The 24,998-nt window shown below is 65.8% G+C and carries 23 protein-coding genes and 1 pseudogene; 9 read left to right on the top strand and 15 right to left on the bottom strand.

The window, feature by feature from the left end:
* Positions 1–15: 15 nt before the first annotated feature.
* The 3 genes and pseudogenes from XI09_RS21005 to XI09_RS21015 all read right to left on the bottom strand — a co-directional run bounded on the left by XI09_RS21005 (position 16) and on the right by XI09_RS21015 (position 3,677).
* Positions 16–1,881: an alkaline phosphatase family protein gene (locus XI09_RS21005; RefSeq protein WP_271568538.1), complete on the bottom strand. Its 1,866-nt coding sequence runs from the start codon at positions 1,879–1,881 to the stop codon at positions 16–18.
* 1,150 nt (positions 1,882–3,031) lie between these two features.
* Positions 3,032–3,331: pseudogene (locus XI09_RS21010) on the bottom strand (ABC transporter permease); the annotation flags it as partial.
* 61 nt (positions 3,332–3,392) lie between these two features.
* Complete coding sequence (locus tag XI09_RS21015; RefSeq protein WP_271568540.1) at positions 3,393–3,677, bottom strand: hypothetical protein; 285 nt, start codon at positions 3,675–3,677, stop codon at positions 3,393–3,395.
* Positions 3,678–3,956: 279 nt separating this feature from the next.
* Between XI09_RS21015 and XI09_RS21020 the strand changes: the two genes are divergently transcribed.
* Complete coding sequence (locus tag XI09_RS21020) at positions 3,957–4,415, top strand: hypothetical protein (RefSeq protein WP_271568541.1); 459 nt, start codon at positions 3,957–3,959, stop codon at positions 4,413–4,415.
* Between the two features lie 13 nt (positions 4,416–4,428).
* Here XI09_RS21020 and XI09_RS21025 read toward each other — a convergent pair whose 3' ends face one another.
* Positions 4,429–5,271, bottom strand: a complete 843-nt coding sequence (locus tag XI09_RS21025) for a GNAT family N-acetyltransferase (RefSeq protein ID WP_271568542.1) — start codon at positions 5,269–5,271, stop codon at positions 4,429–4,431.
* Between the two features lie 100 nt (positions 5,272–5,371).
* Here XI09_RS21025 and XI09_RS21030 point away from each other — a divergent pair, with 100 nt between their 5' ends.
* Together XI09_RS21030 and XI09_RS21035 are read left to right on the top strand one after the other, a co-directional pair.
* On the top strand, positions 5,372–6,076 hold the full coding sequence (locus XI09_RS21030) for an SDR family oxidoreductase (protein ID WP_271568543.1): 705 nt from the start codon (positions 5,372–5,374) through the stop codon (positions 6,074–6,076).
* 272 nt (positions 6,077–6,348) lie between these two features.
* Positions 6,349–7,182 (top strand): outer membrane protein, encoded by an 834-nt coding sequence (locus XI09_RS21035; RefSeq protein WP_271568544.1) that lies wholly within the window; start codon positions 6,349–6,351, stop codon positions 7,180–7,182.
* 71 nt (positions 7,183–7,253) lie between these two features.
* On the opposite strand, the gene XI09_RS21040 is transcribed toward XI09_RS21035, so the two are convergent.
* Together XI09_RS21040 and XI09_RS21045 are read right to left on the bottom strand one after the other, a co-directional pair.
* On the bottom strand, positions 7,254–8,312 hold the full coding sequence (locus XI09_RS21040) for a serine hydrolase (RefSeq protein ID WP_271568545.1): 1,059 nt from the start codon (positions 8,310–8,312) through the stop codon (positions 7,254–7,256).
* A gap of 224 nt (positions 8,313–8,536) precedes the next feature.
* Positions 8,537–10,027 carry an outer membrane protein gene (locus XI09_RS21045; protein WP_271568546.1) on the bottom strand — a complete coding sequence of 497 codons (1,491 nt, stop codon included), beginning with the start codon at positions 10,025–10,027 and terminating at the stop codon, positions 8,537–8,539.
* A 216-nt stretch (positions 10,028–10,243) separates the two neighbouring features.
* On the opposite strand from XI09_RS21045, the gene XI09_RS21050 reads away from it, so the two are divergent.
* The 3 genes from XI09_RS21050 to XI09_RS21060 all read left to right on the top strand — a co-directional run bounded on the left by XI09_RS21050 (position 10,244) and on the right by XI09_RS21060 (position 12,173).
* Entirely contained in the window at positions 10,244–10,630 is a 387-nt protein-coding gene (locus XI09_RS21050; protein WP_271568547.1) for an ArsR/SmtB family transcription factor, read from the top strand.
* 2 nt (positions 10,631–10,632) lie between these two features.
* Positions 10,633–11,124 carry an SRPBCC family protein gene (locus tag XI09_RS21055; protein WP_271568548.1) on the top strand — a complete coding sequence of 164 codons (492 nt, stop codon included), beginning with the start codon at positions 10,633–10,635 and terminating at the stop codon, positions 11,122–11,124.
* A 206-nt stretch (positions 11,125–11,330) separates the two neighbouring features.
* On the top strand, positions 11,331–12,173 hold the full coding sequence (locus XI09_RS21060) for a hypothetical protein (RefSeq protein ID WP_271568549.1): 843 nt from the start codon (positions 11,331–11,333) through the stop codon (positions 12,171–12,173).
* A gap of 3 nt (positions 12,174–12,176) precedes the next feature.
* On the opposite strand, the gene XI09_RS21065 is transcribed toward XI09_RS21060, so the two are convergent.
* From XI09_RS21065 to XI09_RS21080, 4 genes are all read right to left on the bottom strand, one after another.
* Positions 12,177–13,385: an ABC transporter substrate-binding protein gene (locus XI09_RS21065; RefSeq protein WP_271568550.1), complete on the bottom strand. Its 1,209-nt coding sequence runs from the start codon at positions 13,383–13,385 to the stop codon at positions 12,177–12,179.
* 46 nt (positions 13,386–13,431) lie between these two features.
* Positions 13,432–14,283 (bottom strand): fumarylacetoacetate hydrolase family protein, encoded by an 852-nt coding sequence (locus XI09_RS21070; protein WP_271568551.1) that lies wholly within the window; start codon positions 14,281–14,283, stop codon positions 13,432–13,434.
* Positions 14,284–14,309: 26 nt separating this feature from the next.
* Positions 14,310–15,818 (bottom strand): bifunctional 3-(3-hydroxy-phenyl)propionate/3-hydroxycinnamic acid hydroxylase MhpA, encoded by a 1,509-nt coding sequence (mhpA, locus tag XI09_RS21075; protein WP_271568552.1) that lies wholly within the window; start codon positions 15,816–15,818, stop codon positions 14,310–14,312.
* Between the two features lie 75 nt (positions 15,819–15,893).
* Positions 15,894–16,685: a DNA-binding transcriptional regulator gene (locus XI09_RS21080; RefSeq protein WP_271568553.1), complete on the bottom strand. Its 792-nt coding sequence runs from the start codon at positions 16,683–16,685 to the stop codon at positions 15,894–15,896.
* Between the two features lie 146 nt (positions 16,686–16,831).
* Here XI09_RS21080 and XI09_RS21085 point away from each other — a divergent pair, with 146 nt between their 5' ends.
* Positions 16,832–17,815 carry a VOC family protein gene (locus XI09_RS21085; protein ID WP_271568554.1) on the top strand — a complete coding sequence of 328 codons (984 nt, stop codon included), beginning with the start codon at positions 16,832–16,834 and terminating at the stop codon, positions 17,813–17,815.
* Positions 17,816–17,847: 32 nt separating this feature from the next.
* On the opposite strand, the gene XI09_RS21090 is transcribed toward XI09_RS21085, so the two are convergent.
* Both XI09_RS21090 and XI09_RS21095 read right to left on the bottom strand, forming a co-directional pair.
* Entirely contained in the window at positions 17,848–18,510 is a 663-nt protein-coding gene (locus XI09_RS21090) for a response regulator (RefSeq protein WP_271568555.1), read from the bottom strand.
* Entirely contained in the window at positions 18,507–19,889 is a 1,383-nt protein-coding gene (locus XI09_RS21095) for a sensor histidine kinase (protein ID WP_271568556.1), read from the bottom strand. The genes XI09_RS21090 and XI09_RS21095 overlap by 4 nt, the downstream gene beginning before the upstream one ends.
* 190 nt (positions 19,890–20,079) lie before the next feature.
* On the opposite strand from XI09_RS21095, the gene XI09_RS21100 reads away from it, so the two are divergent.
* Positions 20,080–20,955: a DUF3280 domain-containing protein gene (locus tag XI09_RS21100; RefSeq protein ID WP_271568557.1), complete on the top strand. Its 876-nt coding sequence runs from the start codon at positions 20,080–20,082 to the stop codon at positions 20,953–20,955.
* A 52-nt stretch (positions 20,956–21,007) separates the two neighbouring features.
* Here XI09_RS21100 and XI09_RS21105 read toward each other — a convergent pair whose 3' ends face one another.
* Genes XI09_RS21105 through XI09_RS21115 form a run of 3 tightly spaced genes read right to left on the bottom strand, consistent with a single transcriptional unit; the run spans position 21,008 to position 24,047 of the window.
* Positions 21,008–22,039 (bottom strand): L-idonate 5-dehydrogenase, encoded by a 1,032-nt coding sequence (locus XI09_RS21105; protein WP_271568558.1) that lies wholly within the window; start codon positions 22,037–22,039, stop codon positions 21,008–21,010.
* Between the two features lie 28 nt (positions 22,040–22,067).
* A complete protein-coding gene (locus XI09_RS21110; RefSeq protein ID WP_027549299.1) occupies positions 22,068–22,835 on the bottom strand; it encodes an SDR family oxidoreductase in 768 nt (255 codons plus the stop codon).
* A 12-nt stretch (positions 22,836–22,847) separates the two neighbouring features.
* On the bottom strand, positions 22,848–24,047 hold the full coding sequence (locus XI09_RS21115; protein WP_271568559.1) for a mandelate racemase/muconate lactonizing enzyme family protein: 1,200 nt from the start codon (positions 24,045–24,047) through the stop codon (positions 22,848–22,850).
* 175 nt (positions 24,048–24,222) lie between these two features.
* Between XI09_RS21115 and XI09_RS21120 the strand changes: the two genes are divergently transcribed.
* Entirely contained in the window at positions 24,223–24,990 is a 768-nt protein-coding gene (locus XI09_RS21120) for a GntR family transcriptional regulator (RefSeq protein WP_271568560.1), read from the top strand.
* Positions 24,991–24,998 lie beyond the last annotated feature (8 nt).

Genomic DNA, 24,998 nt, shown 5'->3' on the forward strand with positions numbered 1-24,998 from the left:
GAAGGAGCGGCGGGGTTACTTCCCCGCCGTTTTTTGTTTGCCGGTGTCCGGCTCGAGGCCGAGCGTGCGGCCCGGGAAGCCGGCGGCGTCGAAATAGCGCTGGCTGCCGACGCGCTGGACGTTGAGCACGGTCTGAAGGCCGTTCTCGGACATCTTCGACTTCTCGACGCCCTTGAATGCCTTCGGCACGACGCCGTTGGGCAGGGCCTCCGACATCACGCGGCCGATCAGGCCGCCATTGTGTGCGCCGCGCAGGCCCATCAGCTGGGCGGCGGTCATGCCGACGTCGGCATTGCTGACCGGGATCTCGTCGACATAGCCGGCTTTGAAGTCCGGACCGATCGCCGCCATGAAGTTCATGGTGTCGCCGCGGCTGAAGCTGCCGTGCATGCCCTGGCCCTGGCGCAGCACGGTGTCGGCGACCTGCACCGAGCAATTGGTCGGCGCCTCGCCGCAATCGCTGGCATAGGAGCGGAAGTTGACGACGATCGAGGGCGTCGGCGTCGCGGCCTTGCCGCGCAGATTGATGCGCGACAGCGGCAGCGTGCCGGGGAAGCGGCCGAGCGAGTCGTCGACGAACAGGCCGGAGACGTAATCCTGCTCGAGCAGGGCCTTGATCGTCTTCGCCACCAGCTTCTTGTCCTTGCTCGGCAGGTAGACCAGGTCCGAGCCGCCATTGGTGGCGACGACGAGATCGGGCTTTTCCGGATCCTTGCCGAGCACGCCGTTGCCGGCCTTGGGATGCTTGTTGCCGTCGATCTTCGCGTTCTTGTCGTTGGGGTCGAACAGCGGCAGGTCGAGCGCCTTGGCAAGGTCGAGCGCCAAAAAGCCCATCGGCAGGAAATCCTTCGGCGTGTCGTCATAGCTGACCTTGGCCGAGGGGCTGGTCTTGCTTTCCTTGGAGATGGTCGAGAAGCCGTGATCGGCGGAGACGATGATGTTGGTCGAGGCGGCGAGCCCGAGCTCGTCCAGCGCCTTGCGGAGCTGGGCGAGGTTGTTGTCGGCGTTCCTGATGCCGGCCATCGAGGTCGGCCCGTTGATGCCGGGCAGGATCTGGTTGAGGCTGTCGCCGGTGTTGTGCTGGCTGCCATCAGGATCGCGCGACCAGAACACCAGGACGAACGGCTTGTTGCGCGCCTTGAACATCGGCAGCACCACCTTGGCGGCGACGTCGGCGAAATAGGCCTGCTGCGCGACGTTGGCGACGGTGGTGCCGGGCGTCTTGGCATCGCCGGCCTTGCTGTTGTCGCCGCGCGGCGGCGTGGCGAGGGGCAGGCCCGCCTTGGTCAGCGCCGCCTTCACCTCGTCCGACAGCGCCACGCCGTTCTTGCCGCCGGTGGAGTCGTCGAACACGACCGAATGCAGGCCGGGCTTTTCGGGCTTGTCAGTGTGGTCGAACTGGTAGGTCGGACCGACCTTGCCGATCGCCGCCGTGCTCAGCCCCTTGTCGCGGGCCATCTTCAGAATGGTCTCTTCGTTGAGATAGTCGCCCTTGAAATGCTCGTCGATGTCGCCGAGCACGGCGTCGTTCTCGATGAAGGGGACCACGGTGTCGCCGGCGGGAGCGGAGGTGTAGTTGGTCCAGATCGTGTTGGAGAACACGCCGGTGTCGCCGAGATAGTGGCCGGTCGACATCGCCGAGCCGTTGGCCATCGTGAAGGTCGGGAAGAGGGAGTGCGGGTTCTTGAAGTTGACGCCCTTGTCGCGGACCTCGGCCATCGCGGGGGTCGTTTCAGGGGTGACCTTCAGCGCGCGCAGCCCGTCGGGGATAAACAGGATGAGGTTGCGGGGGGTGTTGTTTTGGGCGGAGGCAAGTCCAGTGGAAAGTCCGGTGGACAGCACTGTCAGTCCGGCGGACAGCAACACCAGTGAACGGCGCATCAAATCTCTCCTAACGGTGAGGCGGCATGGCCGCGACCGCGACCCTGCCATCGTTTAGTTTTGCTGCGTGACAGTTTTGTTACAAGACCCGTTGCCGATGCAAGAGGGCTGGGGAGGGTGACGCCATTGTCACTCTCGTGTCCCGGACGCGCTGCAACGCCCTTGGCGTTGCTGCGCAGAGCCGGGACCCAGGAGGGCGCACAAGCCGCAGTTGCATCATGGGCCCCGGCTCTGCAGCGCACCGCCGAAGAGGCGCTGCGCTGCGTCCGGGGCACGAGATCGAGGGTTCGGTGCATACTGCATCAACCTCGTCATTGCGAGCGCAGCGAAGCAATCCAGAATCCCACCGCGCGAAGACTCTGGATTGCTTCGCTGCGCTTGCAATGACGGAGTGTGGGTGACGGCGCCGCTCTTTCAATTCGCATCTCTTTTGCAGACACACTTCCGCATCCTCGCGGCTTGTTTCGCCCGAGTTTTGCTTTGTCGCCTCACCCTCATCAATGAAAGAGGGCGCAGGGAAGGCCGGGAGCCGGCTGGCTCCCATGGCCACCTGTGCGCAAGATAGGCTGCGTGTGCAGCACAGGCGGAAACACCACAGGGCAACCGGAAACATCCCGGCCTTCCCTGCGCGGATGGTTGGAACGGCTTATGTCGTGCTCTCCCCGGGGAGCGATGCACTATTGCCCCCGTCGCCTTGCGGATGGCTGATGCGCATGGTCCGGTCGGACCACACCCATCACCGCAAGACTTGGCGCACAGACCCCGGGCGCCAGGACGACACGATTTGGCCGTACGCCGATCACACCGGTCGTGCGCGCGATGCTTTCGCTCACGGTTGCCCGCCCTGCGATGCCTTTCGCGCCGATGTGACCCACGTCCACCGCCGCCCGGCCCGCGTTCGTGACGATCGCGATGCGCCCCTCTTCCTTGGGCCGGAGTGAATAATGTCTAACAAAAATCCGAATTCGAATAAATAGAATTATTTCGATGCTGGTCGCTTGACCCCGGTCTTGGGTGTCTTGCCCGACGGGCTGCCAAGGGATTGTGGCCGGGGCGGTCATTCCGGCGCCGTCGGCACCCGCGGAGCCTGCGCGAGGGCCGGTGCCGGCTTGACGGCTGCCGGGGTGGCGGCGCTCCTGGTCCGATCGCGCCGCAGCGAAAGCGGGCGGCGGATTCCGATTTCCCGCGTGCGCTCGGTGACCGAGACGATCATGACATTCATGATGCTGATGCCGCCGACGAGCAGCGAGACCGAGGCGATGGCGACGAGCAGAAGCGCCAAGGTGCGGATCGCGCCCTGCTGCGCTTCCATAGCGGCGGCCGGATCCTGGACCTTGAAATCGTCCTCCTGGCCGACAGGGATACGGTGGCGCTGCCGCAGCAGGCTTTCGATCTCCGATCGCGCGCCCGCCATCTGACCGTCCGCGGCCACCTTGGCGATGATGTAGGCGCGCCGGCGCAAAAAGGCCGTCGTCCGTGACAGGACGACGGGCCTCGTTGCAAAGCCGGCGCTACCAGCTGCGATATCGGCCAGTCAGCGTGCCGTTGTTGTTGCCGTCCGGGCCGACATCGCCCTGTGAGGAGCTCGGTGTCGGATGGTTGGCACCGTTCATCGCGCCATACGGCCCCGCGGCATCCGGATAGTACGCGCGCGGCTCAACCGGTTCGTAGGCGGGGGCGGTGCGGTCCCAGCCTGCCCGCGGTCCGTTCCAGTCGTAGCCCTGCGCGGACGCGGCTGCAGTGCCGGCGACGAGCGATACCGTGATCAGTCCGAGGAGTTTTGACGTGTTTTGCATGCGAGATGCTCCCTGCTTCTTGTCGGGGCCAACGACTGCAATGTGGGAGCGTTCCGGACGCAGACAGCCTTAGCCGATCAACTCCGATCAACTGCTTATGAATCGGCGTCCTGGAACGAAGGGCTTGAAGCAAGCCGGGAATTCCGGGCGTTCTGCCGCACCGGGTTCCCCGTTAATCCCGTATCTTAACCAATAATTAATTATACGTTTGCGGGTGGGCGACAGCCCGGCCTAGCGTGCGGTGGGGAGCCGCCGAAGCCAAACGAGTTGGTGCGTATCATGATGTCCGGATCACATGGCAGATCATTTGGGGCGCTGCTCGCCTCGCTCAGCGCAGCCGCGCTGCTCCTTTCTTCCAGCGACAGTTTTTCAAGGCCCGGCGGCGCCGCTCCGCATGGGCTTGCTGCGGCGCCGCCGGCCGCGGCAATGCGTCCGCCGATCGCGCCGGGTGCGCGGTTCCGCGGCCGCAACACGCCGTGGGTCTATTGGCCGGGCGGAGGCGGGTTCTTCTACGACGGCGCAGGCTATGGCCAGCCCTTCGCCGATGCCGGGCAGCCGCTCTCCACCGACGTGCGCTATACCTATACCTATGACGTTCCCTGGGACTGGACGCATCGCTTCCCGCCCAACGTGGTGCCGTCCGACCGGCCCTATGTGCCGAGCTGCCCGACGGAGCAGGTGACGGTGCCCGGCCGCGGTGGCGGCGAGCACACCGTCAACATCATGCGCTGCTACTGAGCGGCGCGTTGCGCTAACCCAGCTCGAAGCTGGTCACGCCGAAGACACGGTCGAGCCGCAGCGGCGGGATCGGCCCGGTGTACATTCGCGCCGTCTCGAACACCGGCTTGAGGCCGAGCTGTTCCGCGAGTGCGATGGCCTCGCGATTGACGGCGGGGACATCGAGGAAGACTTCGCCGCCGTCCGCGCTCGCCAGCAAGGCCTGCACGACCGCTTCGGCCGCCGCGCGATCGTCGGCGACGAGCGGGCCGATCTTGCGGCCGTTCCGGCACGGGCGGATCACGCCCCATGCGGCGAGCTTGCCGTCGCGCAGCAGCGCGCGGCCGACATGGCCTGATGTCTTGATCCAGGCGCGCAGGAAGGCGCTACGCGGCGCGGGGAAGACCGTGGCATCGTCGGCTTCAACGAGCGCGAACGGGATGGTGTCGAGCGCGACGACGTCGGCGGGCGACCTCAGTGGTGCGGCGACGATGCCGCCATAGCGGATATTGGCGTAGGCAAGCTGGAAGCCGGACTTTCTGTAATTGTCCTGCTGCGCGACGACGCCGTCGAGGCCGATCACGCGGGGGCGCGCATGCGCGATCGCCGCGTTCCAGATGCGCAGGCCGTGGCCGGAGCCGCGAAAACTCTCGCGCACGATGTAGAAGCCGAGAAACGCGAAGCGGTCATCGTAGTTGACGCAGGAGACGGTCGCGACCGGCTCGCCGCCGATCTCGCCGACGAAGAAGCCTTGCGCGTCGGGGATCGCGAAGCAGGCGGCGTCGGACAGGCCCGGATTCCAGCCCTCGGCCGCGGCCCAGTCGACGGCGATGGAGATCTCCTCGGGGCGCAAATTGCGGATCTGCAAATCGCTCATGACGGATGCCTTCGACGGTGGACCTGCCGGCAAGTCTGGCGGTAGAAGGCCTCATGATAGGCCGGGCTCGCGGCTCGCCTCAAGACAGGGATGATCGGTCATGGCAGCAGAGAAAGTCGCACTCGTCACCGCCGGCGGCAGCGGCATGGGGGCAGGGGCCGCGCGGCGGCTTGCGGCCGACGGCTTTCGCGTCGCGATCCTGTCGTCCTCCGGCAAGGGCGAGGCACTGGCGGCCGAGCTCGGCGGGCTTGGCGTCACCGGCTCCAACAAGTCGAATGACGATCTGAAGCGTCTTGTCGGCGGCGCGATGGCGAAGTGGGGGCGCATCGACGTGCTCGTCAACAGTGCGGGCCATGGACCCCGCGCGCCGATCACGGAGATTACCGACGAGCAGTGGCACACCGGACTCGATACGTATCTCCTCAACGTGATCCGGCCGACGCGGCTGGTGACGCCGGTGATGCAGGCGCAGAAGAGCGGCACCATCATCAACATCTCGACCGCCTGGGCATTCGAGCCGAGCGCGATGTTTCCGACATCGGCGGTGTTCCGCGCAGGCCTTGCCGCCTTCACCAAGATCTTCACCGACACCCATGCCGCCGACAACATCCGCATGAACAACGTACTGCCGGGCTGGATCGACAGCCTGCCGCAGCTAGATGCGCGCCGCGACAGCGTGCCGATGAAGCGCTACGGCAAGGTCGAGGAGATCGCGGCGACGATCTCGTTCCTGGCGTCCGACGGTGCAGCCTATATCACCGGCCAGAACATCCGTGTGGACGGTGGGCTGACGCGCTCGGTCTGACGCCGGCGGATTCGCATCACGTTCGCGCGGGCCTTGTCGTGATGCGACACGGCCGCACGCTGCGCGCCGCCGATGAAGGATGAGGCGTGGCTGCTGGGTTACACTCCTCATCCGTTCGCGCGACGTGGCGCGCACACTACGTCACAGTCCCTATGAACTTCGTTGCAGCCCAAGACGGCATGGGGCCGGCAGCCTATGCCCGATCTGCGCCGGATGCCTCCCGCCCGCGCGCATTTGAAACGCGAACTGGTCGCGTGGGCAAGGAGACTGGAATGAAGAAGTTTTTGCTGGCGGTCGCTTCGGTTGTTTTGGGCACCGCATCCGTGCAGGCGGCCGACCTCGCGGCGCATTACACCAAGGCGCCGATGATCGCGCCGGCCTACAACTGGACCGGATTTTACGTCGGCGGCAATGTCGGCGGGCAGTGGGGCAGCTCCGATCCCAGCACCTCGACCGTGTTTTCTCCGACCGGCTATTTCGCCACCAGCAGCGTTCCTGCCGTCAACACGGTCGGCGCCCAGGGCATCAACAGCTCCAGCGTGACCGGCGGCTTCACCGCCGGCTACAACTGGCAGGTTAACAACGCAGTGCTTGGCCTCGAAGGCGACATCAACTATTTCGGCTTCAAGGGCAGTGCGACCGGCTCGGCGCTTTATCCCTGCTGCGCGCCGAGCGGCTTTACGGTGTCATCGTCGGTCTCGGCCGACTGGCTCGCGACCATCCGCGGCCGCATCGGCTTCCTGGCCGCTCCGACCTGGCTGCTCTACGCCACGGGCGGCGCTGCGATCGCGGAGGTCAAGGGCAATTTCAACTTCACCGACACGTTTGCGGCGGCGACCGAGTCGAGCGCGATCCGCGACACGCGCCTCGGCTGGACCGCGGGCGTGGGCAGCGAATATGCGTTCGGCGGCGGCTGGTCGCTCAAGGCCGAATATCTCTATGTCGATCTCGGGCGCGCCAGCGCGACCAGCACGAACCTTGCTGCATTCGCGCCGGCCATCGCATTCCCGAGCAACGTCTACACCCACTCGGTGGACATCAAGTCGAACATCGTGCGCGTCGGCGTGAACTACAAGTTCGGCGGACCGGTCGTCGCCAGATACTGAGCTTCATCCCGTTCCGAATCTGGCGTGGAAAGCCCCGGCTCAGCCGGGGCTTTCTGTTTCGAGGGCCGGGTTCAGCGCGAGGAGGCCACGAGCTTCGCCAGCGCCGGCAGGATCCTGTAGCGCGCGATCTCGTGCGGATATTCGCCGCGATTGGCCAGCAGCACGATGCCGATCCGCCGCGACGGCACGAGGCCGATATAGCCGGAGGCATTGTTGAGGCCGCCCGGCTTGTCGACGACGGTGGCCTCGGGAAGATGCACCGTCTCCCAGGCCATGCCTTGCCCGAATTTCTCGTCGACGCGGAAGGCCTCGTGCTGCGTCATCCGCAATGCCTCGCGCAAGTGCGGTTCGACCGAGCGGCCATCGACGCAGGCCGCAACGAAGGTCGAAAGATCCCGCGGCGAAGAGAACACCTGGCCGGTGCCGGGAAAGTCGAAATAGCTCTGCTGGTTGCCGGGCGGGCCGATCGCCATGCCCTGATCCGAATAGCCCTGGACGACCCGCTGCATCCACGCTGCATCCATGACGGCGCGGTTGTCCTCGCCGCGTTCGGGCACCGAGGTCGCGGTCATGCCCAGCGGCTTGAAGATGCGCTGTTCGAACTGGGTTGCGATCGGCGCGCCGTAGCAGCGTTCGAGCACGAGCTGGAGCAGCACGTAGCCGGCATGGCTGTAGATGCGCTGCTTGCCGGGCGCCTCGCCAGCCCGCGGTCTCCATGTGTTGAGCATCTCGATGAACTGCGCGCGCGAGAACTGCTCGTTGGGCCAGGGCGGATGGTCGGTCGGCAGCAGCAATCCCGACGTGTGCGTGACGAGCTCGCCGACGGTGACGCGGCGGATGGTGTCGCCGGTGAGCTCGGGCAGGTATTTCGGCAGGGGATCGTCGAGCCGCAGCTCGCCGCGAAGCGTGCCGAGCGCGACCAGCGTCGCCTCGAACGGCTTGCGCAGCGAGCCGAGGTTGAACAACGTGTCCGATGTCACCGGCCGTCGCGTCGTGTCGTCGGCAAAGCCGTAGTTGAAAAACTCGACATGGCGGCCGGCATAGAGCGCGGCGGCGAGGCCGCCCGGCTGGTCCGGCGTCGCGGTCGGCGCGAGCTCGTTGGCGACGATGTCGCGCATTTGCGCGATCATGTCGGAATCCGCGGCCGCCTCGCGCGGCCTGATGAGGCTGATTGCGAGCGGAAGCAGGGCCGCCTTGGCGAAGCCACGCCGGCTGACCGAAAGAGGTCGTGAGGTGACAAGTGGGGACACGCGCTTGATGAACAGATTGCCGACGCCCCCGGCGCCAGTCGTACCTGCAAACCGCGTCCCGCCTCAATTCACAATCGCGCGTTGGAAGTTCCGCAGCGGACCTTCTAGCCGCCGCCGAGCTTGTAGTTCACGCCGACGCGAATGACGTCGTTGCGCACGGTGGATTGGGTCCCCATGGTCGGGAAACCGGGATCGGGGGTCGCGAACGTGTGGTTGATGTTGCCGAGATCGAAATGGAGATATTCGATCTTCCCGGTCCAGTTGCCGAACAGCCAGGCCTCGATGCCGCCGCCGGCGACCCAGCCGCCCTTGGTCTGCTTGAAGGTCGAGGTGTAGACGGCCGCGCCGGAGAACACGTCGGTCTCCTCGACCTCGGCCCACGCGCCACCCGCCGTGACGAACAGCAGATAGCCGCGGTCGGCATAGCCGAGCCGGCCGCGCACGGTCGCGAGCCAGTTGAAGCGCTGCGACACCGTCTCGATGGGACCGCCGGCCGTGAAGCAGCTCATGGCGCAGGCGGTGTCCTTCTGGCCGCTCCATTGCGCATCGCCCTCGACGCCGAGCACGACATGGCCGGTCTGCCAGTTGTAGCCGAACTGCCCGCCGGCGATCGCGCCCTGTGGCGACACCTTCTGCGGCGCGAAGGAGGAGATGTAATGGGTGAGCTCGCCGGCAAGCGGAGGCGCGGCCGGGTCGAAATACTTGAACTCCCGGAACGAGGTGTTGCCGACGCCGTAGCCGCCGTTGAGACCGCCATAGACGCCGGTCCAGCGCCACGCATTCGCGGCCGGGTCGACCGGCAGGGGAGCGAAGGCTTGCGTATTCCACAGCCGGTAGTTCAGTCCGACGCGGACGATGTTGTCGGTGACGTGGCTGCGCACGGTGTTCGTCTCGTCGAAGGGCAAGAGGCCTCCGGTCGTGGCAATGCGCGTCGTCGTGGTCGTCGGCCTGAAGTCGAGATGCAGATACTCGACCTTGACAGTCCAGTTCTGCCACAACCGTCCCTCGATGCCGCCGCCGAACGCCCATCCGGCGACGGTGTTCCTCACCGTGGACGAGGCGACAGAGTCGTCGAACTGGAGCGTCGCCGTTTCGCGTACGCCGGCCCAGGCGCCGCCACCGGTGACGTAAAGCAGGTAACCTGCATTGGCGAGGCCCAGCCGGGCGCGTGCGGTCGCAAACCATTCGAGCTCGTGATGGACGCGCGCGGCGCCGACTTCGGCATTGTAGTTCTGGATGCACTCGAAGCCGCCGCAACCCGGGTCGCGCTGGCCGGTCCATTGGGCGTCGCCCTCGAGCCCCAGTACCCAGCGTCCGGCCTGCCAATTGTATCCGAGCTGACCGCCGAACACGCCGCCGGTCGGCAGCACCCTGCCTGACGCCTGCTGCTCGCGGCCGGGCGGAATGCCTGCGAGAGACTGGTCAAACGTGTCGCGGCCAAAGCTGTAGCCGGCGTTGACGCCGCCATACAGGCCGCTCCAGCTCCAGGGATCGGGCGGCGGCGCCTTGTACTTGACGGGAAGGTCGGCAGCCGACGCGCCGAACGCCGACGCTGCCAGGATCGCTGCTCCCACGCCAATCCGGTTCAATCGCATTGCCATTCCAAATCGGGCTGAAAATGAATCGAAAATGGTCCTGTGTCATTTCAGCACAAGGACCTGCTTTTCGGCTGTAACCCGGCCGCCACAATCGCAGGTATTTCAGCTGGCGGGCCTGCGTCGCGGGGCCTCGCAGAGCCGGCGGGCCGCATCACTTAGCCGATGGGCTAACAATTGTTGACGCCGGTGCGGGTGGCGGCTATAGTTAGCTACATGGCTAACCAATTATCCCGGCTCGACCAGATCTTCGCGGCCCTTGCCGACCCGACACGGCGGGCGATCGTGATGCGGCTCTGCGTCGGCGAAGCATCCGTCGGCGAGCTCGCAGATCCCTTCGACATGGCGCTGCCGAGCTTCATGAAACACATCCATGTGCTGGAGACGAGCGGGCTCGTTCTGTCGGAGAAATCCGGCCGCGTGCGCACCTGCCGCCTCAGCCCGGACGCGCTTCTCGGTGCGGAAGACTGGTTCCAGCAACAGCGCGCGATCTGGGAGGCGCGCCTCGACCGGTTCGAGGCCTATGTGATGCAGCTCAAGAAAGAGAAGGAGAGGGCGGCCGCCAAGCGGCCGTCCCGCACAACCAAACGGAAAGGTGCCTGACGATGACGAATTCTGCCAACCCCGCCTTGTCGCAATGGTCGCTCGACCGCGAGATCGTGATGTCGCGCGTGATCGACGCGCCGCGCGAGCTGGTGTTCGAGGCCTGGTCCGACCCGAAGCATCTGCCGCAATGGTTCGGGCCGAAGGGTTTCAAGGTCGAGACCTTCGAGATCGACGTGCGGGTCGGCGGCGTCTGGCGCTTCAACATGATCGGCCCTGACGGGACGGTCTATCCGAACCGCATGCGCTTCCGCCGTATCGAGCGGCCGTCCTTGATGGAGATGGATCACGGCACCGACCAGGACGACGATCCCGGCATGTTTCGCTTCACCGTCACCTTCGCCGAGCAGAGCAACGGCAAGACCGTGTTGATGATGCGGCAACTGGCCTCGAGCACGGAGCAGCGCGACGGCATGATCGGGTTCGGCGCCGTCGAATACGGCTACCAGACGCTGGATAAGCTCGCGGCCTATGTGAGCGGGCTGAAGAAATAGAACGCCGGCGTGATACCGGGGGCCTCGAAGTAGCGCCCCCGGAATCAAACTCGGAAAACGCCCGGAGACGCCGTCGGCTTCGCGAATATGACAACGCGCGGGCCAATTATGACAGCGGCGTCACGCAGATTCTTGTCGCGCCGTGCTGCATATTTATGACAGAATTGCTACCGTTGGATGTCAAGATGACTACAGCGGAGCGATTCATGTTGCAGTGGCAGGCGCGGTCAAATCCCCTCGCGTGGTGGTGGGGATCACTGACGCTCGTGAGCAGCGCCAATATTCTGGTCTGGTTCATGCTGTATCGCGAGTTCTACCCGACGGTCGCCGGCAGCGTCGGCGGCGGCTCCGACATCGGGCTGATGTTCCTGCTCTGCGCGGGATATGTGTTCGGCTGCGCCTTCCGCTCGTTCCTGCCGCGCGCCGACGTGCAGCGCATCTGCCTGTTCGACACCTGGCTGTCGAGCGTCTTCGTCGGCCGCTCGGTCGCGACGGTGGCCGAAGTCTGCTTCGCCGCGCAATGGGCCATCATCCTGCATCAGCTAGGTCACATGACGGGTGCGGAGACCGCGGTGAACATCGCGCTCGTGATTGTGCCTATCATCATCATCGCGGAGTGTTTCTCCTGGTACGCGGTGGTGACGACCAACTTCCTCTACAACGCGATCGAGAATTCACTGTGGGCAGTCACCTTCTTCCTCGCCGGCATCGCTTTGTGCCGGCTGATGCCGGAATTCCAGGGCGTGGTGCGCTGGGCGCTGATCGCCGGCATCGTCGGCATCGCCTGCTTCCTCGCGTTCCTGGTCACGGTGGACGTGCCGATGTATCTCAGCCGCTGGCGGGCAGGGCATGCCGAGGGCGGCAGGTTCCTGGGCTTCCTCGAAGGCCTGCATGACGTCTCGACGCGCTGGGTTGTGACCCACGACATCGCGCACTGGAAGGGCGAGCTGACCTGGATGTTCCTGTATTTCAGCGCGGCGGTGTGGTCGAGCCTGGCGCTCTGCGCACTCTACGCCATGGAAGGCTATCTGACGCGTTATCTGGCCTGAGCGTTACTTGCCGACCAGGCTGCACTTGCTGCGGTCGAGCGGGCGGAAGGCCTGGTCGGGCGGGATCGTCGCGACCAGCTTGACGAAATCCCACGGGCCTTTTGACTCTTCCGGCGTCTTGACCTGGACCAGATAGAGATCGTGCACCATGCGCTGGTCCTCGCGGATGCGGCCGTTGGTGGTGTAGGCATCCGACACCGGCGTCGCCTTCATCTTGGCCATCACGATCGCGCTGTCGTCCGTATCGGTGTCCTTGATGGCCTGCAGATAGTGGCGTACGGCGGAATAGATCCCTGCCTGGATCTGCGAGGGCATCGCCTTGCGGCGCGCATGGAACGCATCGGAAAATTTCCGCGCCGCCGGCGAGACATCCTCGAAGAACGAGGTCACGATAAGGTCGCCGCGCGTCGCCTTCAGGCCGACCGCTTCGATGTCGACATTCTGGAACGACATCGGCACGATCTTCATGCCCTGCGCGGCGAGCCCGAATTCTTCGGCCTGCTTGATCGCGGTGGCGTTGTCGCCGGCGACGTTGATTGCGAGAATCTTTGCACCCGAGGACTGCGCCTGCAGCAGGAACGAGCTGTAGTCGGGCGTGCCGAGCTGGGCTTTCACGCTGCCGGCAACCTTGCCGCCGAGCTCGGTGATGCGGGCGCGCGCGGTCGCCTCGATCGAATGGCCGAAGGCGTAGTCGCCGGTGATGAAGAACCACGGCTCCTTGCTGGTCTGCATGATGCCGGAGACCACGGCAGTCGCGGTGGAGTAGGCGTCCTGGGTCCATTGCACGCTGGTTGGCGCGCAGGCCTCATCGGTGAGCTGGTTGGCGCCTGCGCCGGAGACGAGGAAGATCCTGCCGTTGCCGCGCACCAGCTCCTGCACCGCGAGCGCCGCGCCTGAGCTGCCACCGTCCGCGATCGCCTGCACGCCGTCGCTGAACCACTTTCGCGCGAGTGAGGCTGCGAGGTCCGGCTTGTTCTGATGGTCCGCCTGCAGGATCTCGATGGGCTTGCCATTGATCTTGCCGCCGAACTCCTCCGCAGCCATGCGCGCGGCCTCGACCGAGCCCGGGCCCATGGCAGTGGCGAAGATCCCGTTCATGTCGGTGAGGACGCCGATCCGGATGGCTTCGCCTTTGATTTCGGCGCGTGCGCCGGTGCCTGCGAGCGCCAGCATGATCAGCAGGATGGCGGAGGTCGTGTGGTGAATGGCCATGGCGTTTCCTGATTTGTTATCGTTTTGATTTGATCGAAGGCAGAGGTCACTCCGGTTCGGCGATGACCTTGTTGCGCAAGACACCAATGCCGGAGATCTCGACCTCGACGGTGTCGCCGGGGCGCATCCACAAAGGCGGCGTGCGCTTTGCGCCGACGCCGCCGGGCGTGCCCGTGACGATGACGTCGCCGGGGACCAGTGGGCAGATCGTCGAGATGTAGGCGATCAGCCCGGGGATGGCGGTGATCAGGAGATCGGTGGTGGTGTCCTGCACCACCGTGCCGTTGAGCCGGGTCTGAAGGGTGAGCTTCGACGGATCGGGGATCTCGTCCGCCGTCACCAGCCACGGGCCGAAGCTGCCGCTCTCTGCAAAGGTCTTGCCGGAAAGGAACTGGCTGGTGTGGCGCTGCCAGTCGCGGATGCTGCCTTCATTGTAGCAGGAATAGCCGGCGATGTGGTCGAGCGCGCGGTGTGCGGGGATGTGGCGGCCTTCCTTGCCGATGACGAGCGCAAGCTCACCCTCATAGTCGAAATCGTCGCTGACTTTTGGCTTCACGATCGGCTGGAGATGGCCGACCTGGCTACAGGGAAAGCGCACGAACAGCGCCGGCTTCTCGGTGACGGTACGGCCGGTTTCGGCGACATGGTCGCGATAGTTCAGGCCGACGCAGATGATCTTGCCCGGGTCAGGGATGACGGGTGCGAAGCTGATCTTGTCGAGGGCATGATCGGGCGCCGTGGACGCGACGAGCTTTGCCGCCTCGGCGACGCGATCGGCTTCGAGCAGCTGCCTCAATGTCTTGAGGCCTGCCATGCGCGCGCCGAGATCGACCACGCCGTCGTCCTTGACGGCGCCGAAGGAGGCGCGACCGTCGGCGATGAAAGAGAGCAGCTTCATGAGATATCCTTGGAAAGCGGGTTCGGTCAGGCCGCGGACGGCACGTGGGTTGGAGGAGTGACGGCGGCGACGAGCCGCTCGAGCTCGGAATCGTTGCGGGCAGTGCCGCGCACATAGCGGTCTGGACGGACCAGCGCGGCGATGATGCCGTGCTCACACAGCCAGTGCCCGACGCCTTCGGCGTCGTCGCCGGTCAGGATTGCGATCCCGGCCTGCGACAGGGGGAGACGCGTTGGCCGCGCGGCCGCGCTCTCGACGAGCAGCACATGGTTATACCCGGTCCGGTCGTCGCTGCTGCGTCCGTCTCTCAACTCGAACTGCGGTGCGAGATGCCCGGCCAATGGCAGGCCGTCGAGCGCAAGCCCGGGGCCGAGCAGGGGCTTTTTCACCTCGAGCTTGACCGGCGCATTCGCGCGGGCTTTGCCGACCGCCAGGCCCGCTTCGATCGCCTTCGTGTTGATGACACCGCCAAGGCGGATGGCGAGCTCGATGAACTCGCGCACATGCGGTTGGCGCTCGCTCTGATAGGTGTCGAGCAATTCAGGCGCGGCGCCGTCGCGAATGATCGCGCCGAGTTTCCAGGCGACGTTGGCCGCATCACGGATCCCTGCGCACATGCCCTGTCCGAGGAAGGGCGGGGTCTGGTGTGCGGAATCGCCCGCGAGCAGCAGCCGTTCGCTCCGCCACTGCTGCGCGATGACGGAATGAAAAGTATAGACCGCGGCGCGCTCGATCTCGGCGTCATCGGGCGTGATCCAGCGCGACAGCAGCTCCCAGACCTTGGCCGGCTGCGCCACATCCTGCGAATCCTCGTCCGGGAGGACCGTGATCTCCCAGCGCCGCCGGGTGCCGGTGCCTCGGACATAGGTTGCCGGCCGCCGGGGATCGCAGTGCTGGATGCTGAAGTCGCCGAGGTCGCCGCGGTCGCGCTTGAGCAGCACGTCGATCACCAGCCAGCGCTCGTGAAAGCCGAGATCGTCCATGCCGGAGCCGATGAAGCGGCGCACCAGAGAGCGGGCACCGTCGCAGCCGATGACATAGCCGGCGCGGACCTCGCTGAGCTGTCCGTTGGAGAGATCCTCGTAGCGGACGCGCACGCCGGTCTCGTCCTGATCCAGTGCGAACACGTCGCAGCGGCTGCGCAAGGTGACGTGCGGCCAGCGCGCAAGGCCGCTGATCAGCACGTCCTCCAGATCAGGCTGGTGGAAGCGGTAGCTGAGATTCCAGCCCATCGGCGTGAGCGTCTGCGGGCGCGACCAGTCCAGCAGCATCCTGCCGCCGGCGTCGAGAAAGAGCATCCCGGGGCTGAGGATGACATGCGGCAGGATCGCGTCGGCGAGGCCGATGGTCTGGAACACGCGCATGCATTCGTCGTCGAAATGCACCGCGCGGGGCAGGTGATAGGTCCGCGCCTCGCGGTCCAGCACCAGCGTCCGGACGCCGCACAGGCCGAGCAGATTGGCAAGTGTCGCGCCGACCGGGCCACGGCCGACGATCACGACATCGAACTCTTCGGGGGCGGATTTATCCTGCATGGGGCTATCTCTTCCCCAAGCCGCGCCGCGGCATCAATGCCGCTGCGCCAAGTGTCCGCCCAGCGGACGGACCCGCTAGACCTCGACCGGGATGGCCGACGCCGTCTCCTGAAGCTGTCCTGCAAACTGCGCCACCGCCTCTTCGATCCCGAGAGCCGAGCGAATCCAGATGATGGAGATGCAGCCGAATACGACGCCGTTCCGAACGATGGGCACGGCGATCGAGGCGGTCTTGGGGTTGTATTCGCCCTCGCTGCGGATCGCGTAGCCGCGCGCGGCGATCTCCGCGATCATGCGGTCGAGGCGGGCTTCGTCGAGGAAGGGGCGATCGTCGGCCTCGTCGATGCGGCGGAGATGATTGACGATCAGGTCGCGCTCGCGCACCGGACAGGCGGCGAGATAGGCGCGGCCCGCGGACGTCCGCAGCATCGGCAGGCGCTTGCCGATCATGCCGCGGTCGATCGAGAGCGGACTGCGGGAATGAGTGGTTTCCTGTACCACCATCGCCGCGTTCTCATATGTAGAGAGATCGACCGGCCAGACCAGGTTCTTGCTCAACTCAGCCAGATAGGGCGCCGCCACCTGGCAGATCACCACGCCGGGATCGTAGCCGTCGCCGAGACTGAGCGCGCGCCGGGTCACGCGAAAGCGGTCGTCGCTGGCGCTGCGGGCGACATAGCCGAGTTCCTCCAGCGTCTCGAGCAGGCGGTAGACCGTCGGGCGAGGCAGGTCGAGTGCGCGGGCAACGTCGCCCGCGCGGATGCCACCGGACCGGTTGACCTCGTGCAGCACGTCCAGACCACGCTTGAAGGCGCGGACGCCCTCCGACTGCCGCGGCGCTCCGGTCCGCGTCCGCTCCTTGGACACTTCGCATTTCCTCCCTTGTGCCGCTTCGCTCCGCGACTATCGTCATTGCAAACGCGAAGCGATCGCGGACGCCACCGTAGGATCGTGCGCGGCCGGTATCAAGTTCGCCGCAGTGCGGCGGGTGCGATGCCCTCGGGAGGACGTCGATGGAAATCACCGCGCTTGGTTATGTCGGGATCAATTCGTCGCAGATCGACCAGTGGAGCCGGATGGCGACAAGGCTGCTCGGCATGCAGCAGGTCGACCGCGGCGGCAAGATGCGGGCCTTCCGCATGGACGACCGCAAGCAGCGGCTGATCGTCGACGGCAGCAGCGATGCCGGGCTGGCGGTGATGGGCTGGGAAGTTCCCTCAGCCGCCGAGCTCGACGGGCTTGCCGGCCGGCTGGAGGGCCACGGCGTAAGAGTGACGCGCGGATCGCGCGCACTCGCCGACGAACGGCATGTGGCCGAGCTGATCACGTTCGCGGACCCTGCCGGCAACCGGCTTGAGGCCTTCTGCAAGCCCGAGCTTGCGACCGAGCCGTTCAAGCCGGGGCGGCCGATCTCGGGCTTTCGCACCGGCGCGCTCGGCATGGGGCACGTGGTGCTGAACGTCGAGGACGTCGAGCCGCTGTTGCCGTTCTACCGCGACGTGCTCGGCTTCCACGTCTCCGATTTCGGGCTCAAGCCCTATGGGCTCTATTTCTTCCACGTCAACGGCCGCCACCACAGCTTTGCGATGGTTGGTTCGGGACGTCGGGCGCTGCATCATTTCATGGTCGAACTCGGGAGCCTCGACGATGTCGGGCAGGGCTACGACCTCGCGCAGCTGGATGACGGCCGTATTGCCTATACGCTGGGGCGGCACACCAACGACCACATGACCTCGTTCTACGTGAATACGCCCTCGGGCTTCTTCATCGAATATGGCTGGGGCGGTCGCATCATCGATCCCGAGACCTGGCAGCCGCACGAGACCTTTGACGGCCCGTCGTTATGGGGCCACGAGCGGCTCAACATGCCGGAGGAGCAGCGCAAGCGCTTGCGGGACATGAGGCTGGACGCCGCGGCCCGCGGCGTGCGCGTCGCCGACCCGCATGTGCCGCCGCTGAACTGCGCATGGCTGGACGCGGTGGTCGCGCGCGAATGATCGGCGGCCAAGCGGGGTAGCGCGGGCTGCGATCAGGCCTCGCCGAGATCGACCTGCGTCAAGATTCCCTGGCGCAGTGCCAGGCGGACCAGCTCGATGTCGGAGTCGACGCCGAGCTTGTCCTTGATCAGTGAATGCAGGTTCGCCACCGTCTTCGGACTGACGTGGAGCGTCTCGGCGATCTCCTCCGTCGTCTTCTCGGCCAGCAGCAGCCGCAGCACCTCGAACTCGCGCGGCGTGAGGACGTCGGCAGCCGAGCTCTCGCCGCTGATGCGGCTCAGTGCGAGCTCGTGGTCGATGTCGGGACTGATGGCGATCTTGCCGGCGAGAACGTCCATCACCGCGCGCACCAGCGTTTCCGGCGGGCTCATCTTGGTGACATAGCCCCTCGCACCGGCGCGGATCGCCTGCACGGCGAAGCCCGCATTCTGGTGCATGGTGAAGACGAGGATTCTTGCGCCCTTGTCCCACTGCCTGATCCGCCTGATGGCCTCGATGCCGCCGATGCCCGGCATGCTCAAATCCATGATGACGAGGTCGGGTGCCTCGGATTTGTAGAGACGATAGGCCTCAGCGCCGTCGGCGGCTTCGGCGACGACGCGCAGGCCCGGTTGCTTCTGGAGCACCGAGCGATAGCCTTCGCGGACGACGGAATGGTCGTCAACCAGCAGGATGGTCGCGTCGGCCGCGCTCATGCCGCGTGCTCCAGCACCGGCCGATCGGCGGCGACAGGGATGGTGACGCGTAGCGCAGTGCCGCCATGCGGGCCGGCCTCGAAGCTCAATTTGCCACGCAGAGCCGCGACGCGCTCACGCATGCCGAGCAGGCCCATTCCGGATTTCGCGGCGGGATCGCTCGACCGTCCGTCGTCGTCGATCGCAAGTGCGATCTCGTCGGTCCGCATCGTCAATTCCAGGCTCACCTTGGTTGCGCCGGCATGCTTGGCGGCGTTGGTGAGAGCCTCCTGCACGATGCGATAGAGGCTGGCGCTGATCGCGGCCGGGAGGGTCTCGAAGGCGCCGTCGAACCGGATCGCAAAACGCGTCTCGCCGCGGCTGCGTCCGTTCCAGCCGGCGACCAGGCCTTCGAGGCTGGCGACCAGCCCGAGCTCTTCGACATCGGGCGGGCGTAGCCTGAACAGCGTGCCGCGCAGCATCTCCATCATGCCGGTTGCGGTCCGTGCGATGCCGTCGCATTCGGACAGCAGGGAAGGGCAGTCCTGCACGGCGGTCTGGCGGGCGGATGAAGCGAGCGCGCGGATGGCGGCCAGAGACTGGCCGAACTCGTCGTGCAGCTCGCGCGCAAGATGGCGGCGCTCCTCGTCCTGGAGCGCGATCAGCTTTCGCGTCAGTTCGCTGCGCTCGGCAAGCGCGGTGTCGAGGCTTTCGGCGAGATGGTTGAAGACGTCGCGGATGGCGGAGAGCTCGGCGAGGTCGAACGGCGGCAGCCGTGCGGTGAGGTCATTGGCGGCGATCCGCTCGAGGCCGGTGCGGATCATTCGGGTGGGGCGCAGCGCCCGCGCCAGTGCCGCATAGACCAGTGCGCAGAGCAGCGGCAGTGCGATCGCAAGCGCGATCATCAGCCGGCCGGCCTCGTGCCAGGCCTCCGCCGTCTGCACGGCCGGATCGACCGAGACCACGGTCTCGCCGAGCTTCGCTCCGCGTACGATCACTGGCCGCGCCGCCTCGCGGCCGGGGTCGAACAGGCTGCGATAGAACGCCGCGAAGACCTGCGGCGGCGGGTTTGCCGGGGTCGGCGCGCCACTACAGAATCGCTGGAGTATGTCGCCGCTCGTGCCACGGAATGCCAGACACAGGCCGGGCGTCATCACGTAGGCCGATACGGGGTCAAGGTTGGGGAAGTCCGAGCGCGGGCTCGCCACCCACTGGACCTTGCCCTGTTGCAGCTCCAGCGACTTCGCCACGATGGCGGCGATACCGTCGATGCGCGCATGCGCCTCGCGGTCAGCCGTGACAAGGAAATAGGCTGATATCACGGCGAAGCAGGCGGCCGATATTGCGGCCACGCGCAACGTCAGACGGACCTTGAGATCGGATCTCGGGCGGTTCCACATCGGCGGGCACCTGGCGCGAACGGGTTTGTCGCCTGCGCATTAAACGGCAGAACGCAAGCGGCGGAAAGCGCTGCGCTTACCGCAGTGCAACGTCGTGAAATTTTCCCGGCACTCGCCGGGACGGATACGGGTGCATGGCCTGAGGCGACCATCCAGTTTTTCGGGCCGCTCCGTCACACGAGGCCCGCTCATGCACCTGTCCCGGCTGATCTTCTCTGCTTTTCTCCTTGTCGTCCTTCCGGCGGCCCATTCGCCAGCCGGTGCCGAGGCCGCCATCGGCGTTGCCATGGACGACTTCAGCTATACCGACACGTCGGCCGAGCCGGCCAACCAGACCGCCGCCCATGAGCGGCGGTTGTCGGCGTTCATGGCCGCGCTCAGGCGGGATATCAGTGCGGACGGCCGCTACCGGCCAGTGCCGTCGGCGCAGGGCGGCGCGGCCTTCAAGGTCATCGGCGGCATTCAGAAGACGAGCACGCTGGTGCAATGGGCCAAGGTCGCCGTGATCGACGTCGGTGCCAAGAAGATCGTGATGGACAAGCTCTACACCTTCCGCGGCGACAATGATGAATCATGGGAGCGCGCCGAGATCTTCGTGTCGCGTGAGGTCATGGCCGCGCTCGGCACGCAAGCGCCGGTCGCGCTGGCGGTGTTCGAGTTCGAGCTCGAGGACATGACCGCGGCGTCGATGGGCGCCTCGGCCAGTTCGGATGCGTCGTACCTGGCTGAGGTCACCGGCAGCGTGCGCGAGGCGCTGGGGCAATCTGGTCGCTACCGCCTCGTAGAAGTCAGTGGTGCGGACGAACAAGCTGTGAAGGCGCACGCCTTGCGCGACTGCAACGGCTGCGAGGCGGCGATTGCGCAAAAGCTCGGCGCGGACCAATCGCTGATCGGCGTGGTGCGGAGGGTCAGCCGCACCGAGTACACGCTCGGCTTCCAGGTCCGCGATGCCAGGACCGGCGCCGTGGTGTCACGCGGCGACAGCGGACTGCGCCTGGGCGCGGACTATTCGTGGAAACGGGGCGCGGTGCGGCTGGTCAGCGACCGGCTGATCGAGGGCCAATAGCGCTGGCTTCACCTCTCCCTACGGGAGAGGTGAACTAAGTCGCATCGCGTTTCTAAAACGTCAACTGCACCTTCATCGACTGCGCGCGGTCGCTGGCAAGCTCGAACGCGGCGACCGCGTTCTCGAACGGCATGGTGGCCGTGATCAGCGGCTTGACGTCGATCAGCCCTTCGCCCATCAGCCGCACCGCGAGCTCGAACTCGGGATCGAAGCGGAAGGTGCCGCGGAGCTGCAATTCCTTGGCGACGATGGAGTTGATCGGCAGCGTCATCTCGCCGCCGAGGCCGAGCTGCACCAGCGTCGCGCCGGGCCGCAGCACATCGAGCGCGGTGCGGAGCGCCGCCTGATTGCCCGAGGCCTCGAACAGCGTGTCGAACACGCCCTTGCCGGCGCGCCAGGGATCGAGCGCAGTGGCATGGGTCGCGACGTTGATGGCGTGGGTGGCGCCGAGCTTCTTGGCGACCGCCAGCGGCGCATCGGCGACATCCGTCACCACGATCTCGGCGGCGCCGCCGAAACGCGAGACCAGGATCATCAGTGCACCGATCGGGCCGCAGCCGGTGATCAGCACGCGCTTGCCGAGGAGGGGACCGGCCTGCTTGCCGGCATGCAGGCATACCGCGAGCGGTTCGGCGACCGCGGCTTCCGCGAGCGACAGCTTGTCGGAGATCGGCACGGCCTGCGTCGCATCGACCGTGAGGAACTCACGGAAACCGCCTTGCACATGGGGAAAGCGCATCGCGCTGCCGAGGAAGCGCATGTCGAGGCACTGGTTGCGCATGCCTTCCTGGCAATGCAGGCACTGGCCGCACGGCTTGCTCGGATTGACCGCGACGCGCGTGCCGGGCTTCACGCTGGTCACGCCGTCACCGACGGCCGCGATCACGCCGGCGATCTCATGGCCCAGCGCCATCGGCTGCTGGATGCGCACGACGCCGAAGCCGCCGTGATGGTAGTAATGCAGGTCGGAGCCGCAGATGCCGCCATTGGCAATCTTGACGCGGACCTCGCCCGGGCCGGGTGCCGGATCGGGGTAGCTGTCGATCCGCAGGTCTTTCGGGGCGTGAATGACGACAGCGCGCATGGGCTCGCTCCTCAATATTCTTCGCGGATCACATCGCGGCGATCATGCCGCCATCGACATAGATGATCTGGCCGTTGACGTAAGTGGAGGCGTCCGACGCCAGGAAGATCGCCGCGCCCACCAGTTCGTCCGGCCGGCCCCAGCGCTTCGAGGGAATGCGGCCCATCAACCAGTTGTTGAAATCGGTGTTGTTGACCAGGGCCTCGTTCATGTCGGTGAGCATGTAGCCGGGGCCGATCGCATTGGCCTGGATGCCGTGCTGGGCCCATTCCACCGCCATCGAACGGGTCAGGTTCTTGATGCCGCCCTTGGCGGCGGTGTAGGGCGCGATGGTGGGACGCGCGAGCTCGCTGCCGAGCGAGCCGATATTGATGATCTTGCCGTGCTTGCGCGGGATCATGCGCTTGGCGGCCTCGCGGCCGATCACGAAGGCGCTGGTGAGGTTGGTCTCGATCACCTTGCGCCATTCGTCGGTGGTGAACTCGACCAGCGGCTTGCGGTGCTGGATGCCGGCATTGTTGACGACGATATCGACGGCAATGCCTTGCCTGTCGAAATCGTTGAAGGCGGCGACGATCGCCGGCTCGTCCGTCACGTTGAAGGCCGCGCCTTCGGCCTGATGCCCGGCGGCGCGAAACTCGGCGACGGCCTGCTCGACGCGCTTGGGATCGACGCCGTTGATGATCAGCCTGGCGCCGGCCTTGGCCATGCCCTCGGCGATGGCGCGGCCGAGCCCGCGGGAGGAGCCGGTCACGAGCGCGGTGTGGCCGGAAAGGTCGAAAAGGGCGGTGCTCATCTCAAGAAATCCTCAGACGTTGGAGCGGCGCACGGTGAGATCGCTGCGGTCGAATACCGCAGGCAAGAGGTCGACGCCAAGGCCGGGGCCTTCCATCGGGAAGACATAGCCGTCCTTGATTGTCGGCATTGTGGTGACGAGCTCATTGTACCAGCCCTTGTAGAAGGCGCGCACCGATTCCTGGATCAGCGTGTTGGGCTGGCTGAACGACATGTGGATGGCGGCGATGAAGCCGATCGGGCCGATGCAATCATGGGGAGCAAACGGCCGGTGATAGGTTTCCGCCATCGCCGCGATCTTGCGGCCCTCGGTGAGGCCGCCGGTCCAGCACAGATCCGCCATCACCACATGCATGGCGTCGCGGTCGAGCATGTCCTTGTAGGGGAAGCGCGAGCCCAGCGTCTCGCTGGCGCAGACCCAGACGTCGGTCGAGCGCGCATATTCGGCGAGCGCCTGCGGCGAGTTCATGCGGATCGGGTCTTCGTACCAGGTCGGCTTGTAGGGCTCGAGCGCGCGCGCGATCTGCTTGGCGGTCGGCAGGTTCCAGAGCGAATGGAGCTCGACCATGATCTCCATCTTGTCGCCGACGGCTTTCCGGATCTTCTCGAACGGCTCGATCGCCCGCTTCATTTGCGCCGCGGTGATGTAGAGGCCCTTGTTCTCCTGTGCCGCCGGATCGAACGGCCAGATCTTCATCGCTGAGATGCCGCTCTCCAGAAGGCTTTCGGCGAGCGCGTCGGCGTGGTGCATGAAGCCGTCGAGGTCCTCATAGGGCCCCTTGGAGGCGCCGAGATTCCAGTTGGCGACCGGGCTGATATTGGTGGAGCGGACATATTGCGTGCCGGCGCAGGTGTTGTAGATGCGCTGCTTGTCGCGGCAGAGGCCGCCGAGCATCTGGTGCACCGGCTGATTGCAGACCTTGCCGAACAGGTCCCACAGCGCGATGTCGATCGCGGACGCCGCGCGGTATTCGACGCCGGTCGAGGACTGCGCCATCGGCAGGTTCAGCATGTCGCGGTGGATCGCCTCGATGTGCAGGGGATTACGGCCGAGCAGGCGTCCGGCAAATGTGTCGTGGATCTGCGCTTCGACCGCGCCCGCACCATAGAAGGTTTCGCCGAGACCGATCACGCCCGTGTCCGTGTGGACGCGCACCCAGATGACGTTGGAGAATTCCTCGGTGCGCAAGGTCTCGATCGACGTGATCTTCACCAGCTTTCCTCCCATCACAGGCGCCTCGCGCCGTCTTGTTATTTCGCACTGCAACATGCAGCGCGGCACGCGGAAGTCTTACGCCCGCTTGTAATATATCACAACATGTTTTAAGGCTCTCACAAATAAGGCACCGCCGTGCGGGGGGTAACGCAAGGCCGACGGGGAGGACAACATGGCACGGCGCAAGCGCGCGCTCGCGGTGGTGAGAAACGAGGACGACGGCGAGGGCAAGCCCTCCCGGCGCAACCGTCTCAACTTCTTCGAGCTTGCCTACCAGAGGATCGAGGAACTGCTGGTTCATTGCGAGCTCAAGCCCGGCCAGTTCATGACGATGCTGGAATTGCAGCAGATCACCGGCTTCGGCCGCACGCCGGTGCATCACGCCGTCAATCGTCTCTCCGCAGATACGCTCATCATCATCCGCCCGCGGCACGGTCTGCACATCGCGCCGATTGACCTCGCGCGTGAACGCATGCTGCTCGGCCTGCGCCGCGACATGGAGCGCTTCGTGATCCGCCTTGCCGCCGATCGCGCCAGCCTGTCGCACCGCAATCAGGCGCTGCACATCGAGCGCCTGCTGCGCGAGCGCCGCGCCAGCCTGACCCTCGACGAGTTCAACCACATCGACCGCCGCATCGATGCGCTGGTGCTGGAGGCGGCCGGCGAGCCGTTCCTGGTGCACACGATGCGGCCGCTGCACACGCTGTACCGGCGCATAGGCTACATCCACCACCGCTTCATGCCGGGCCAGGCCGATCTTTCCGGCACGATCGACCATCATCTCGCCATTCTCGCTGCCGTCGCCAGCCGCCGCGTCGATGACGCCGTGAAGGCGAGCGATGCGCTGATCGACTACATGGGCGAGATGTTCACGGGCATGGAGGCGGGGATCGACCCGCGCCTGCTCGATTGCAGCATCGAGCCGCTGCTCGGCGCGTAAAAGAGTTT

This window comes from Bradyrhizobium sp. CCBAU 11386, from assembly GCF_028128955.1.
GTDB lineage: Bacteria > Pseudomonadota > Alphaproteobacteria > Rhizobiales > Xanthobacteraceae > Bradyrhizobium.

Bases quoted from the DNA above. Each gene is read 5' to 3' on its own strand.
- XI09_RS21100 (WP_271568557.1), top strand. From the start codon at position 20,080: ATGCACCTGTCCCGGCTGATCTTCTCTGCTTTTCTCCTTGTCGTCCTT.
- XI09_RS21120 (WP_271568560.1), top strand. From the start codon at position 24,223: ATGGCACGGCGCAAGCGCGCGCTCGCGGTGGTGAGAAACGAGGACGAC.
- XI09_RS21055 (WP_271568548.1), top strand. From the start codon at position 10,633: ATGACGAATTCTGCCAACCCCGCCTTGTCGCAATGGTCGCTCGACCGC.
- XI09_RS21085 (WP_271568554.1), top strand. From the start codon at position 16,832: ATGGAAATCACCGCGCTTGGTTATGTCGGGATCAATTCGTCGCAGATC.
- XI09_RS21030 (WP_271568543.1), top strand. From the start codon at position 5,372: ATGGCAGCAGAGAAAGTCGCACTCGTCACCGCCGGCGGCAGCGGCATG.
- XI09_RS21105 (WP_271568558.1), bottom strand. From the start codon at position 22,039: ATGCGCGCTGTCGTCATTCACGCCCCGAAAGACCTGCGGATCGACAGC.
- XI09_RS21020 (WP_271568541.1), top strand. From the start codon at position 3,957: ATGATGTCCGGATCACATGGCAGATCATTTGGGGCGCTGCTCGCCTCG.
- XI09_RS21095 (WP_271568556.1), bottom strand. From the start codon at position 19,889: ATGTGGAACCGCCCGAGATCCGATCTCAAGGTCCGTCTGACGTTGCGC.
- XI09_RS21110 (WP_027549299.1), bottom strand. From the start codon at position 22,835: ATGAGCACCGCCCTTTTCGACCTTTCCGGCCACACCGCGCTCGTGACC.
- XI09_RS21025 (WP_271568542.1), bottom strand. From the start codon at position 5,271: ATGAGCGATTTGCAGATCCGCAATTTGCGCCCCGAGGAGATCTCCATC.
- XI09_RS21005 (WP_271568538.1), bottom strand. From the start codon at position 1,881: ATGCGCCGTTCACTGGTGTTGCTGTCCGCCGGACTGACAGTGCTGTCC.
- XI09_RS21065 (WP_271568550.1), bottom strand. From the start codon at position 13,385: ATGGCCATTCACCACACGACCTCCGCCATCCTGCTGATCATGCTGGCG.
- XI09_RS21015 (WP_271568540.1), bottom strand. From the start codon at position 3,677: ATGCAAAACACGTCAAAACTCCTCGGACTGATCACGGTATCGCTCGTC.
- XI09_RS21040 (WP_271568545.1), bottom strand. From the start codon at position 8,312: ATGATCGCGCAAATGCGCGACATCGTCGCCAACGAGCTCGCGCCGACC.
- XI09_RS21050 (WP_271568547.1), top strand. From the start codon at position 10,244: ATGGCTAACCAATTATCCCGGCTCGACCAGATCTTCGCGGCCCTTGCC.
- XI09_RS21045 (WP_271568546.1), bottom strand. From the start codon at position 10,027: ATGCGATTGAACCGGATTGGCGTGGGAGCAGCGATCCTGGCAGCGTCG.
- XI09_RS21035 (WP_271568544.1), top strand. From the start codon at position 6,349: ATGAAGAAGTTTTTGCTGGCGGTCGCTTCGGTTGTTTTGGGCACCGCA.
- XI09_RS21060 (WP_271568549.1), top strand. From the start codon at position 11,331: ATGTTGCAGTGGCAGGCGCGGTCAAATCCCCTCGCGTGGTGGTGGGGA.
- XI09_RS21090 (WP_271568555.1), bottom strand. From the start codon at position 18,510: ATGAGCGCGGCCGACGCGACCATCCTGCTGGTTGACGACCATTCCGTC.
- mhpA (WP_271568552.1), bottom strand. From the start codon at position 15,818: ATGCAGGATAAATCCGCCCCCGAAGAGTTCGATGTCGTGATCGTCGGC.
- XI09_RS21070 (WP_271568551.1), bottom strand. From the start codon at position 14,283: ATGAAGCTGCTCTCTTTCATCGCCGACGGTCGCGCCTCCTTCGGCGCC.